This is a genomic window from Streptomyces sp. NPDC056600, assembly GCF_042792855.1.
Classification (GTDB): Bacteria; Actinomycetota; Actinomycetes; order Streptomycetales; family Streptomycetaceae; genus Streptomyces.
Map to the genome: position 1 here is coordinate 1 of NZ_JBHTVQ010000108.1, position 13,008 is coordinate 13,008.

Below are 13,008 nucleotides of genomic sequence, written 5' to 3' on the forward strand. Positions count from 1 at the left end.
CCCCCTGCCGGGGGTGCGGCCCTCGGTGTGTTCCGGCCCTCACGCGTGGTGTTTCTCACCCGGCGTCAACCCCTCCCTACGGTCGCGTAGCTCACAGCCGAAGGAGGAGGATGCCTCGATGTGGCAGACGATTCGAAGAATGACAGAAGAACAGTGATCGGGTCGGTCGGGTCCTACGTGGCCGTCGGGGACAGCTTCACCGAGGGCGTCGGGGACCCCGGGCCCGACGGGACGTTCGTCGGCTGGGCCGACCGCCTCGCGGTCCTCCTCGCCGACCGCAGGCCGGAGGGAGACTTCCGCTACGCCAACCTCGCCGTGCGCGGGAAGCTCCTCGACCAGGTCGCGGCCGACCAGGTCCCCCAGGTCCGCGGCCTCGCCCCCGACCTGGTGTCCATCTGCGCCGGCGGCAACGACATCCTGCGGCCCGGCACCGACCCCGACGACGTCGCCGAGCGCTTCGAGAAGGCCGTCGCGGAGCTCGCCTCCGCGGCCGGGACCGTCCTCGTCGCGACCGGCTTCGACACCCGCGGCGTCCCCGTCCTCAAGCACCTGCGCGGGAAGATCGCCACGTACAACGGGCACGTCCGCGCCATCGCCGACCGGTACGGCTGCCCGGTGCTGGACCTGTGGTCCCTGCGCAGCGTCCAGGACCGCCGCGCCTGGGACAGCGACCGCCTGCACCTCTCCGCCGAGGGGCACACCCGGGTGGCGCTGCGGGCCGGCCAGGTCCTCGGCCTCGAGGTCCCGGCCGACCCGGAGCAGCCCTGGCCCCCGCGCCCCCAGCGCGGCATGCTCGAGGTACGCCTCGACGACGTCCACTGGGCGAGGGAGCACCTGGTGCCGTGGATCGGGCGACGCCTGCGCGGCGAGTCCTCGGGCGACACGATCGTCGCCAAGGGACAGCTGGCGCTGGACGACCTCAAGTCCTGGCTCGCCAGGGCCGTCTGACGCGAGGACCGCCGGGGCGTGGGCGTGAAGCCGCCCGCCGGGCGGGGCCCGGCGCGGCGCGGCGTCGGTGTCCGCGGTCCGCGATCCGCGGTCCGCGGGCAACGTGAGGTCACGTCCCGGCGTCCTGGGGAACAGGGACGCCCGCGCGGACGTTGCCGGAGAGGGTCCGCGCGGACACACGTAATTCGACGACGCCGGCCCGGACCACCGGTCCGGCGCCGCGGCTGGAGGCCACCTGTGAGCGACACCGGTTCCCTTGCCCGTTCCGTCTCCGCGGCGGGGGCGTCCCTGCTGCGCGGCCTGCGGCCGGAGTCCTTCGGGGCCGAGCCCCGGGGCGAGCGGCTGGCCCGCATCCATGCCTCGCCCCACTTCGCCGACGGTGTCTTCCGCAACCCGGACGGCCCCGCCCGCACGACCCCCGCTCCCGCCGCGCGCCGCGAGCTCGCCAAGGGGTTCCTCGATCGCGAGGCCCGCGCGCTGCGCGCACCCGCGCGGCCGATACCCCTGCACCCCGGCACCCTCGCCGAGCTGTCCTCCCCGCCCGCCGACGGTCTACGCGTCACCTGGCTCGGCCACTCCACCGTGCTGACCGAGATCGACGGCCACCGGGTGCTGTTCGACCCCGTATGGGGCGAGCGCTGCTCCCCGGTCGGCTTCGCGGGCCCCCGCCGGCTGCACCCCGTCCCGGCCGAGCTCGCCGCGCTCGGGCCGGTGGACGTGGTCGTGATCTCGCACGACCACTACGACCACCTGGACATGCCCACCATCAAGGCGCTGGCCGGCACCGACACCCTGTTCGCCGTGCCGCTCGGCGTCGGCGCCCACCTGGAGCACTGGGGCGTCCCCGCCGACCGCCTGCGCGAACTCGACTGGCACGAGTCCACCCGCGTCGGCTCCCTCACCCTCACGGCCACCCCCGCCCGCCACTTCTGCGGCCGCGGCCTGCGCAACACCCAGCACACGCTGTGGGCCTCCTGGTCCGTGGCGGGCGACCGGCACCGCGTGTACCACAGCGGCGACACCGGCTACTTCGAGGGCTTCCGCGACATCGGCGCGGGCTTCGGACCGTTCGACGTCACGATGATCCAGCTCGGCGCCTACTCCGAGCACTGGCCGGACATCCACATGACGCCCGAGGAAGGCCTGCGCGCCCACCTCGACCTCCAGGGCGGCAGCCCCGGCGGCGTGCTGCTGCCCATCCACTGGGGCACCTTCAACCTGGCCCTGCACCCGTGGGCGGAGCCGGCCGAGTGGCTCCACGACGTGGCCGCCCAGGCGGGTCAGCCGGTGGCGTTCCCGCGCCCCGGCGAGCCCTTCACGCCGGGCGGCGAACTGCCCGCCGAGCCGTGGTGGCGCGACGTCTCCGCACCGCTCGACCCGCACTGGCGCCGACGGACGGCTCCGCGGCCCGAGGCCTCCTCCACCGCCGGCCCGTAGCCGGCGGGGGAGCGGGGCGGATCCCTGCGCGGTGCGAACTCCCCGGGCGTCGGGGGCCGTTGCCGTCCGGAGGGCCGCGCGGTGCGGGCGCGGGGACCGCACCAGGTCACCGCGGTGATCGTCCGGGGCCCGGTCCGCTACGGTCGGAGCCATGACGACTGCCACCCCCGGGTCCACCCGGTCCACTCGAGACGGCACGGTCGGTTCCCTGTTACGGGGCTGGCGCGGGAGGCGCCGCATCAGCCAGCTCGAGCTCGCCCTGCGGGCGGAGAGTTCGGCGCGGCACATCAGCTTCATCGAGACCGGTCGTGCCAGGCCGAGTCAGGCGATGGTGCTGCGGCTCGCCGAGCATCTGGAGGTCCCGGTACGGGAGCGCAACGCGCTGCTCATCGCCGCCGGTTACGCCCCCGTCTACACCGAGAGGCCGCTGCACGACCCGGCCATGGCGGCCCTGCGCTCCCAGCTGGACAGCCTGTTGGCCGCCTACGAACCCAACCCGGCACTGGTCGTGGACGGTTCCTACGACGTGGTGGCCGCCAACAGCGGCACAGCCCTGTTGCTGCGCGGCGTGCCGGACCACCTGCTGAGGCCGCCGATGAACGCGCTCCGCCTCAGCCTGCACCCCGAAGGACTCGCCCCCAGGATCCACAACCTGCGGGAATGGCGGGCGCACCTGCTGGAGCGGCTGGAGCGCCAGCTCGCGCTGCGGCCCTCGGCCTCGCTCCGCGAGCTGCACGAGGAGGTCTCCGCCTACCCCGTGCCGGGCGGCGAGCCGGACGGCCGGCAGCCCGCCGGGGACGCCTACGCCTACGCGCTTCCCCTGCGCGTCGAACTGGACGGGCGGCTGCTGTCGTTCATCTCCACGCTCACCACGTTCAACACCCCCATGGACGTGACCGTCTCCGAGCTGGCGGTGGAGACCCTGCTCCCCGCCGACCCGGAGACGGCGCAAGCGTTGCGGGCGATCGCGGACGACGCCGCCGCCCGACCGTCACACCCCGGAGAGGCCTGAAGGTTCCCCAGGGGGGAGGTGGGCGGCGAGGCTGCTGACGGGCCGCGCCGGCCGCCGCGGTCAGCCCCGGGACCGGCGCAGCGCGACGAACTGCAGGGTGGCGAAGCCTCCGACCGTCATCGCCTGCATCGGGATCCAGACCCCGCCGAGCGTGGTGGGGGCGTCCAGCCACAGCAGGAGCGCCAGGAAGCTGAGCACCGTCCACACCAGATTCGCCTCGATCACCGCCGTCACCGCGGCCACGGGCGGCGAGGGCCGGGTGGACACCACGGCCACAGCGACGGCGAAGACGACGAGGAAGGCGCCCAGGCCGAACAGCAGGTCGCTGCCCACCCCCAGCATCTCCCCGACGGGCTCGGAGGCCACCAGGTAGGCGATGCCGTTGGCGCCGGTGACGGCGGCGTCGAGGGCGAGGAAGCGGGACAGCCACATCCGTGCGGCCTCCTGGGGGCGGACGGCGGTCGATGCGTGGGTCGAGGTCATGGCAGGTGATCTCCTCGGAGGTCGTCGGCAGCGGTGATGCGTCAGCGGTTCTGCGCCGTCGCGGTTCACACCCTCGCGCAGGGCCGGCGGACCGTCGATTACCGCAGAGGTAATGCGGGTGCGACGTGGGCCGCCGGACCACGTCGGCAAGATCTCCCGTCGGCGGACCGCCGGGCCGCGAAAGTTTCGGGTGCGGCGGGACGGAACCGCCTTTCCCTCCAGCCCGGGCGCGCCCGAATCAATTCCACTGTTGAGGCGCGTAGTTGGCGTGCCCCGACCGCGCGTGCACCAGTGCGCGCCGTACCCCTTTACGGGCTCGACAAGTGTCTGTCACCATCCGTTCGCAAAACCTTGCAGCAAGATTCCGGCAGAACTTTCAACCGATCTTCCTCCCCCCGAGGTGGTCGGGCGTGCCCTCGTGCCTGACGGCGGCGCTCCCCGGCCGCCCAGTTCCCCTGGAGATCACGCATGACGGAACGCATATTCCCCGGCCGGCTGCCGAGACCTGGCGCGGCGGCCCTCACCGCCGCGGCCGCCGCCTTCAGCCTGCTCATGGCCATGCCGGCCACGTCCTTCCCGAGGACGGAGACGACGGCTGCCGCGGGCGAGAACACGGCGACCGTCTTCTACTACACGAAGGCGAAGAACTGGGCGGCGTACAACCTGCACTACGCCCCCGACGGCGGCTCCTGGACCACCGTCCCCGGAGTGGCGATGGAGGCCGCCTGCACGGACTGGGTCAAGAAGACCGTGACGCTCGGCGCGGCCGCCGGGCTGCAGGCCACGTTCACCAACGGCAGCGGCACCTGGGACAACAACGCCGGCAAGAACTACTCCCTGGGCACCGGCAGCATCACCGTCAGGGACGGGGTGGTGGCCCACAGCGACCCGTGCGCGGACGGCACGGATCCCGGCCCCAGCCCGAGCCCGAGCCCGGGTCAGGGCAACAGCGCCACGGTGTACTACTCGACCGCCGGCGTCGGCTGGACCACCACCAACCTCCACTACAAGCCCGCCGGGGGTGCCTGGACCGCGGTGCCCGGCATCGGCATGGAGGCCGCCTGCACGGGCTGGGTGCGCAGGACCGTCGACCTCGGCACGGGCACGTCGATGCAGGCCGTGTTCAACAACGGCAACGGCGTCTGGGACAACAACAACGGCAGCGACTACACGCTCCCCAGCGGCGTGAGCACCGTGAAGGACCGGGTCGTGGTGAAGGACGCCGCCGACCCCTGCGCGGCCGAGGCGCCGGACACCAGGGCGCCGACCGTCCCCACGAAGGTGACGGCCAAGGCCGACGGCGTGTCCGTCGTGCTGACATGGGAGCCCTCCACCGACGACCGGCAGGTCACCCGGTACCAGGTCACCCGCACGGGGGGCAGCAAGGGCACGGTGGTCACCGACGTGAGTTCGACCGTGTTGTCGGTGGCCGACCTGGAGGAGAGGACCGCCTACACCTTCACCGTCCGCGCCGCCGACGCGGCCGGCAACCTCTCCGCCGCCTCGGCCGCGGCCACCGCCGCCACCGGCGACAGGCCCCCCGCCGCCGCACCGGGCAAGCCGCTGGGCACCGACCCGCGCAAGGACCCGATCTACTTCGTCCTCACCGCCCGCTTCAACGACGGCGACAGCTCCAACAACCGCGGCGGCAGCCAGCACGAGCGTTCCGGCAACGCCGCCGCCAACGACCCCATGTTCCGCGGCGACTTCAAGGGCCTGATCGAGAAACTCGACTACATCAAGGGCCTCGGCATGTCGGCGGTCTGGATCACCCCGGTGGTCCTCAACCGGTCCGACTACGACTACCACGGGTACCACGGCTACGACTTCTACCGGGTCGACCGCCGCCTGGAGTCCGCGGGCGCGTCCTACCAGGACCTCATCAACGCCGCCCACGCCAAGGGCATGAAGATCTACCAGGACGTGGTCTACAACCACTCCTCCCGCTGGGGCGCCAAGGGGCTGTTCACACCGAAGCACTACGGGGTGCGTGACGCCCAGTGGAGCTGGTACTACGACGAGCCCAACGCCTCCTTCGAGTACGACGGTCTGACGGTCGAGCCCAAGTCGGGCAAGTCCTACTGGAACGGCGACCTGTGGTCCACCGAGCAGCCCACCGGCAACACCTGCCTCAACTGGGGCAAGGCCACCTCGTCCACCTCGCCCGAGGGCTACCGCATCTACAACTGCCAGTGGCCCAGCCCCACGTCGGGCACATGGCCGAAGGACCTCTACCACAACTGCTGGCTGGGCAACTGGGAGGGCGAGGACTCCCGCTCCTGCTGGCTGCACGAGGACCTGGCGGACTTCAACACCGAGAATCCCGCGGTGCAGAACTACCTGATCGGCGCCTACGACAAGTACATCGACATGGGCGTCGACGGGTTCCGTGTCGACACCGCCGTGCACGTCCCGCGCACCACCTGGAACCGGCGCTTCCTCCCCGCGATCCAGGAACGCGTCACCCAGCGGCACGGCGCCGAGGCGGCGAAGAACTTCTTCGTCTTCGGCGAGGTCGGCGCCTTCGTGAACGACAAGTGGAACCGTGGCTCGGTCAACCACTCCGCACAGTTCTTCACCTGGAAGGAGCGCATGGAGTACGACGCGGACGACGCCAAGGCCGCGCTCGAGATGTACGAGTACGAGAACACCGCCGGCGTGGCCGCCCAGCCGACGTCCACCAACGCCTTCCTCGCGGGCAACGACTACCACGCGCCCGACCACAGCCGGTTCTCCGGCATGAACATCATCGACATGCGCATGCACATGAACTTCGGCGACGCGTCCAACGCCTTCCACAACGGCAAGGACTCCGACGACTCGGTCAACGACGCCACCTTCAACGTCGTCTACGTCGACAGCCACGACTACGGCCCGAACAAGAGCGGCGAGCGCTACACGGGCGGCACCGACGCCTGGGCCGAGAACATGTCCCTGATGTGGACCTTCCGCGGCATCCCGACCCTCTCCTACGGATCGGAGATCGAGTTCCAGAAGGGCAAGAAGATCGACTGCGGGCCCACCTGCCCGCTGGCGACCACGGGGCGCGCCTACTACGGCGACCACCTCCAGGGCGAGGTGAAGGCCTCGCAGTTCGGCAAGATCGACTCCGCCTCCGGCGCGGTCGCCACCACGCTGGAACAGCCGCTGGTCAAGCACCTGCAACGCCTCAACGAGATCCGGCGGGCGATCCCCGCCCTCCAGACGGGCCAGTACTCCACCGAGGGCATCAGCGGCGACATCGCCTACAAGCGCCGCTGGACCGCCGGCGGGACCGACAGCTTCGCCCTGGTCACCGTCACCCACGCCGCCTCCTTCAGCGGCATCCCCAACGGCACGTACCGGGACGCCGTCACCGGCGACACCCGGGTCGTCACCGACGGGAAGCTCTCCGTCGGCGCCCCGGGCAAGGGCAACCTGCGGGTGTACGTGCTCGACGGACCCGGCAGGATCGGAACCCCTGGGCCCTACCTGAAGTAGACCGTCCGCAGCCCCGGCGAGCAGCCGCACCGCTCGCGAGGCCCCCGGCCCGCTTCGTGGGCCGGGGGCCCCGCGGGTTCAGGCGGAGACAGCGATGCCCACACCGATCGCGACGAACAGCCAGCCGGTCGCCAGCTCCCAGCGGCGGCGCACGGCCGGGCGGGCGAGGAAGGCACGGAGCCGCGCCGCGACCGCGACCAGGGCGAACCAGTAGGCGACGCCGATCAGCACGTCCAGGGCGCCCAGCAGGAAGATCTGCCGTGCCGGGGACGCCTCGCCGTGCACGAACTGCGGCAGCACACTCAGGAAGAACAACGCCGCCTTCGGGTTGAGCACGTTGGTCAGCAGACCCCGCGTGAAACCGGAGCGCCACCGGCCACGCCGCCCCGCGCCGAGGCCATCGGCCTTCGCGCCGGCCTCGGCCTCGACCTCCGCATCGCCGGAGCCACACCCGGGGCCGGCCGGGGGAGTGGCCGGATCCCGCCGGGCGGCCCGTGCCCCCGCGGCGCGCCGGGCCGCCAGCACCGCCCGGACGCCGAGGTGCACGAGGTACGCCGCGCCCAGCAGCTTGACCGCCTCGAAGACCACCGGGCTGCGGGCCGCGATCAGCGACAGCCCGACCGCGGCGGCGAGCATGTGCACGCACAATCCGGTCTGGGCGCCCAGGGCCGCCGCCCGCCCCTTGGCCGGGTGGGCGGCGGCGGCCTGCACCACCACGAGGAAGTCCGGACCGGGCACCAGGTAGGCCACCAGCACCACCCCCAGGAAACCGGCGAGGTCGACCGACATCCGCTCTCCCTCCGTCGCCCGGTCCGCACTCCGCGGCTGGCACGTGCGGCGGCCCCGGGTACGGGTGCCCGTCCTGACCCGCCGAAGGCGGCGCGTTCCGGCCAACCGCGCGCGGACGGGACTGCCGACGCCCGGTCAGGAGGCGCGGGAATGCTGCGGGATCACCCCGTGAGGACCCGCAGCCGGTCGCGGAGACCGGCCAGCACCGTGGCCAGCCCCAGGTCGAAGGCGGCCCTGGCCGCGTCGCGTCCCACCCGCGCGCCCACCACCCGCGCCAGCACGGGGGCCTGGCCGGCCGGGACGTCGAAGATGTCGTCGGGCGCCGCCGCGTCCAGGGCCGACCCGAGGACGAAGGACTCCACGGCCACCACGACGTCCATGACCTGCTCGTCCGGCCACCCCCCGGCGCGCAGACCGGCGGCGACCTGCTCGTACATCGCGACCGTGTGCGGGGATCCGGCGATGGGCGTCACCGCGATGACGGGGACGAGCATCGCGTGCCGCGCGTACGCGTCGCGGTACGAGTGCGCCCACGCCTCGAGCGCGGCGTCCCAGGGGCGCGCCTCGAAGTCCGAGCAGTCGATCTCCCGGTTGACGTGGTCCTGGATCCACAACAGGAGCTGACGCTTGTTGCTCACGTGGTTGTACAGCGCCGAGGGCGCGACCCCCAACTGCCGGGCCAGCGCCGCCATGGTGAGCGCCGTGTACCCACGGAGCTCGATCAGCTCCACCGCCGCCCCGGTGATCTTCTCCTGCGACAGCAGGGGCGCGGTGGGGCGCCCGCGGCGTCGCGGCTGGTCGGAGGATGTCACCGCGTCACCCTCTCACGACGCCGCTTGAACGCTCCCCCAGGGGCTGTCCGGCAGATGAACTTCTTACCCGGGACCTATTGACGGGGCACTTCCCGCCCGGGCTAAATGAGCGACATTCATATTGCCTTCGGGAAGAAGCACCAAGCACCATGCACAGCCCCCAGACCACTCCCCTCACCCTCGACCGTGACGTCGTGGTCGTCGGCGCAGGCCCGGCCGGCCTGTCGACCGCCCGCCGCCTCAGCGAGGCCGGCGTCCGCGTCGCCGTTCTGGAAGCCCGCGACCGAGTCGGCGGGCGCACCTGGAGCGACACCGTGGACGGCGCCTGGCTGGAGATCGGCGGCCAGTGGGTCTCGCCCGACCAGACCGAGCTGCTCGCCCTGCTCGACGAGCTCGGCCTGGAGACCTACGCCCGTCACCGGGAAGGCGACTCCGTCTACGTCGCCCCGGACGGCACCCGCACCCGCTACACCGGCGACCGCTTCCCGGTCGGCGAGAAGACCGCCGCCGAGATGGAGCGGCTGATCGAGATCCTCGACGCCCTCACCGCCGAGATCGGCGCGAGCGAGCCGTGGGCGCACCCCCGGGCCCGCGAGCTCGACACGATCTCCTTCCACCACTGGCTCCGCGGACAGTCGGACGACGAGGAGGCCTGCCGGAACATCGGGCTCTTCATCGCCGGCGGGATGCTCACCAAGCCCGCGCACTCCTTCTCCGCGCTCCAGGCGATCCTGATGGCGGCGTCCGCCGGCTCCTTCTCCCACCTCGTCGACGAGGACTTCATCCTCGACCGGCGCGTGGTCGGCGGCATGCAGTCGGTCAGCGAGGCCATGGCCGCGGCCCTCGGTGACGACGTCCACCTCTCCACCCCGGTCCGGACCGTGCGCCGGGAAGAGGCGGGAGTGACCGTCGTCTCCGACCGCGTCACCGTCCGCGCCCGGAAGGTGGTCATGGCGGTGCCGCCGAACCTCTACAGCCGGGTCTCCTTCGACCCGCCGCTGCCCCGTCGTCAGCACCAGCTCCACCAGCACCTCTCGCTCGGCCTGGTGATCAAGGTGCACGCGGTCTACGAGACGCCCTTCTGGCGTGCGGACGGCCTGTCCGGGACCGGCTTCGGCGCCGGCGAGCTCGTCCAGGAGGTGTACGACAACACCAACCACGGCGACACCCGCGGCACCCTGGTCGGCTTCGTCTCCGACGAGAGGGCCGACGAGGTCTTCGCGCTGCCGGCCGCCGAACGCCGTCGCCGCATCCTCGAGTCGGTCGCCGTCTACCTCGGTGAGCGGGCCCTCGAGCCGGTCGTCTACCACGAGTCCGACTGGGGCAGCGAGGAGTGGACCCGCGGCGCCTACGGCGCGACCTTCGACCTCGGCGGCCTCAGCCGGTACGGCGCCGACCAGCGCACCCCCGTGGGCCCGATCCACTGGGCCAGCTCCGACCTGGCCGCCGAGGGCTACCTGCACGTCGAGGGAGCCCTGCGCATCGGCCGGCTCACCGCCGAGGAACTGCTGGACGAACTCGCGGACACGTCCCGGCTCGCGGACACGTCCCGAGGAGAGTCCGCGTGAGCGCCCCGCACTACGTCGTCGCCTACGGCGGTGACGAGCGGAGCGCGATCGCCCTGCGGACCGCGGCGGACCTCGCCCGGTCGCTGGGCGCGGTCCTCGACATCGTGCTCGTGGTCCGCGCCGACGCCCCCTTCGGCGCGACGTACCCGCCTGCCCCGGACGTCGAGTCGCTGGTCGAGCACCAGGCCCGGCAGTGGCTCGACGAGGCGCGGGCGTCGGTCCCCTCCGGCGTGCCGGTCCACACCCACCTCCGCCGGCACCGGTCCGTCGCCCAGGGGATCCTGGAGGCCGCGGCGGACCTCGACGCCCGCCTGGTGGTGGTCGGCACGGCGTCCGGCGGCGGCCCCGGCTTCACGGTCGGGCCGGTGGCCACCCAGCTGCTCCACGCCTCGCCGGTGCCCGTCGCCCTGGTGCCCCGCCGTCACGAGTCGCCTAGGCTGCTCGACCGCGTCTACTGCGCCGTCGGCACCCGTCCAGGGGCCCAGCTGGTGGTGCGTGAGGCGGTCGAGGCCGCGCGGCGCGCCCGCCTCGACCTGCACCTCGTCTCGCTGCTGGAGCTCGACGAACAGCACGGCGCCGAGGAGCCCGCCCGCCGGCGCGCCACCGAACTGATCGCGGCCGCCGCGGAGGGCTTCACCGACGGCCGGGCCCGGGTCGAGATCGGACAGGGCCGGACCATGAAGCAGGCCGTCGAGTCCATCGCCTGGGACCCGCGCGGCGTCCTGCTGATCGGCTCCTCACGCCTCGCGCCGGGACGGCGCACCTTCCTCGGCACCACGGCCGCCAGGATCCTCCGGCACCTGCCCATCCCCATGGTGGTCGTGCCGCACACGGACGGAGAACCGCGATGACAGCGACGACCACTCAGGCAGCCGGCGCCACCGCCTCCGGGGGCAACGACGGCGGCAACGGCGGCGGCGACGGTGCCGCGGACGGCGGCAAAGGGCTGGCGAAAGGCCGCGTCGGGCTCCTGGGCGCGGTCGTCATCGGCGTCTCCTGCATCGCCCCGGCCTACACGCTCTCGGGCGCGCTCGGCCCCACGGCGGCCGTTGTCGGGGAGCAGCTCCCCGCGATCTTCCTCGTCGGCTTCGTCCCGATGCTCCTGGTCGCCATCGGCTACCGCGAGCTGAACCGGGCCATGCCGGACGCCGGCACCACCTTCACCTGGGCCTCGCGCGCCTTCGGCCCGTGGGTGGGCTGGATGGGCAGCTGGGGCCTGCTGGCCGCGACCATCCTGGTGCTCTCCAACCTGGCCGGCATCGCGGTCGACTTCTTCTACCTGCTCCTCGCCCAGGTGACGGGCGACGACGGCCTGGCCGACCTCACCCGCAACGTCCCGCTCAACGTCGCCACCTGCCTGGTCTTCATGGCCCTGGCCTGCTGGATCTCCTACCGCGGGCTCGAGACCACCAAGGCGGTCCAGTACGTCCTGGTCACCTTCCAGGTCGGCGTCCTCATCTGGTTCTCCGTCGCCGCCTTCGGCCACGTGAGCGACGGCACCGCCTTCGACGCCTCCTCGATCCGGGCCGACTGGTTCAACCCCTTCGCGGTCGACTCCTTCTCGTCCTTCGCCGCAGGCATCTCCCTCTCGGTCTTCATCTACTGGGGCTGGGACGTCGTCCTCACCCTCAACGAGGAGACCAAGGGGTCCGCCACCACGCCCGGGCGGGCCGCCCTGACCACCATCCTGGTCATCGTCGCCCTGTACATGGCGGTGGCGCTCGGCGTCCTCAGCTACTCCGGCATCAGCGACGGCGCGCACGGACTCGGCAACGCCGACATCCAGGAGAACGTCTTCGCGGCACTCGCCGGCCCGGTGATGGGACCGACCGCCATCCTGATGTCCCTCGCGGTGCTCTCCTCGTCGACCGCGTCCCTCCAGTCGACGTTCGTGTCCCCGGCACGCACCATGCTCGCCATGGGCCACTACGGCGCACTGCCGCCTGCCTACGCCCGCATCACCCCGCGGTTCCAGTCCCCGGGCTACGCCACGGTCGCGGCCGCGCTGGTGGCCTCCGCCTTCTACGCCGTCATGCGGGTGCTGTCCGAGGACGTCCTGTGGGACACCATCACCGCGCTCGGGATGATGGTCTGCTTCTACTACGGCATCACCGCACTGGCCTGTGTGTGGTACTTCCGCAAGGAGCTCGGCCGCGGTCCGAAGGCCTTCCTCATGAAGGGCCTGCTGCCCGGCACCGGTGGCATCCTGCTCCTGATCTTCTTCGTCCAGACCTGCTACGACTCGATGGACCCGTCGTACGGCTCCGGATCGCAGATCGGCGGCATCGGCCTGGTCTTCATCCTCGGCGTCAGCGTGCTGCTGCTGGGCGTCGTCGTGATGATCGCGCAGCGGCTGCGCCGGCCCGGGTTCTTCCGGGGCGAGATCCTTCCGCGCACGGACGCGCGGAGCACGGACTGACGCCCGGCCGGCCGGACCCCGCGGGCCGGTTCCGCCGAGACGCGTCGGTCTCGGCGGAAC

10 protein-coding genes are annotated in these 13,008 nt (G+C 72.4%); 7 read left to right on the forward strand and 3 right to left on the reverse strand.

Annotated elements, in window-relative coordinates; all coding sequences use genetic code 11:
- Positions 1-120 precede the first annotated feature (120 nt).
- The 3 genes from ACFRAV_RS30465 (at position 121) to ACFRAV_RS30475 (ending at position 3,397) form a co-directional block, all read left to right on the forward strand.
- Complete coding sequence (locus ACFRAV_RS30465) at positions 121-948, forward strand: SGNH/GDSL hydrolase family protein (RefSeq protein ID WP_382560569.1); 828 nt, start codon at positions 121-123, stop codon at positions 946-948.
- 237 nt (positions 949-1,185) lie between these two features.
- Positions 1,186-2,385 carry an MBL fold metallo-hydrolase gene (locus tag ACFRAV_RS30470; protein ID WP_382560572.1) on the forward strand — a complete coding sequence of 400 codons (1,200 nt, stop codon included), beginning with the start codon at positions 1,186-1,188 and terminating at the stop codon, positions 2,383-2,385.
- A gap of 151 nt (positions 2,386-2,536) precedes the next feature.
- Positions 2,537-3,397, forward strand: coding sequence for a helix-turn-helix domain-containing protein (locus tag ACFRAV_RS30475; RefSeq protein WP_382560575.1), 861 nt, complete (start codon positions 2,537-2,539; stop codon positions 3,395-3,397).
- Between the two features lie 60 nt (positions 3,398-3,457).
- Here the strand turns inward: ACFRAV_RS30475 and ACFRAV_RS30480 are convergent, their stop codons facing one another.
- Positions 3,458-3,880 (reverse strand): hypothetical protein, encoded by a 423-nt coding sequence (locus ACFRAV_RS30480; RefSeq protein ID WP_382560577.1) that lies wholly within the window; start codon positions 3,878-3,880, stop codon positions 3,458-3,460.
- Positions 3,881-4,348: 468 nt separating this feature from the next.
- Between ACFRAV_RS30480 and ACFRAV_RS30485 the strand changes: the two genes are divergently transcribed.
- The gene (locus ACFRAV_RS30485) at positions 4,349-7,360 is read left to right on the forward strand and encodes a carbohydrate binding domain-containing protein (RefSeq protein WP_382560580.1); all 3,012 of its coding nucleotides are present in this window, start codon (positions 4,349-4,351) and stop codon (positions 7,358-7,360) included.
- Between the two features lie 78 nt (positions 7,361-7,438).
- Here the strand turns inward: ACFRAV_RS30485 and ACFRAV_RS30490 are convergent, their stop codons facing one another.
- Together ACFRAV_RS30490 and ACFRAV_RS30495 are read right to left on the reverse strand one after the other, a co-directional pair.
- Positions 7,439-8,149, reverse strand: coding sequence for a LysE family translocator (locus ACFRAV_RS30490; protein WP_382560584.1), 711 nt, complete (start codon positions 8,147-8,149; stop codon positions 7,439-7,441).
- Positions 8,150-8,310: 161 nt separating this feature from the next.
- On the reverse strand, positions 8,311-8,961 hold the full coding sequence (locus ACFRAV_RS30495) for a TetR/AcrR family transcriptional regulator C-terminal domain-containing protein (protein WP_382560587.1): 651 nt from the start codon (positions 8,959-8,961) through the stop codon (positions 8,311-8,313).
- Positions 8,962-9,110: 149 nt separating this feature from the next.
- On the opposite strand from ACFRAV_RS30495, the gene ACFRAV_RS30500 reads away from it, so the two are divergent.
- From ACFRAV_RS30500 to ACFRAV_RS30510, 3 genes are read left to right on the forward strand one after another with little or no spacing between them, the layout of a single operon-like run.
- Positions 9,111-10,529: a flavin monoamine oxidase family protein gene (locus ACFRAV_RS30500; protein WP_382560589.1), complete on the forward strand. Its 1,419-nt coding sequence runs from the start codon at positions 9,111-9,113 to the stop codon at positions 10,527-10,529.
- Positions 10,526-11,380 (forward strand): universal stress protein, encoded by an 855-nt coding sequence (locus tag ACFRAV_RS30505; protein WP_382560592.1) that lies wholly within the window; start codon positions 10,526-10,528, stop codon positions 11,378-11,380. The genes ACFRAV_RS30500 and ACFRAV_RS30505 overlap by 4 nt, the downstream gene beginning before the upstream one ends.
- The gene (locus ACFRAV_RS30510; protein WP_382560595.1) at positions 11,377-12,948 is read left to right on the forward strand and encodes an APC family permease; all 1,572 of its coding nucleotides are present in this window, start codon (positions 11,377-11,379) and stop codon (positions 12,946-12,948) included. Before ACFRAV_RS30505 ends, ACFRAV_RS30510 begins: the two co-directional genes overlap by 4 nt.
- Positions 12,949-13,008 lie beyond the last annotated feature (60 nt).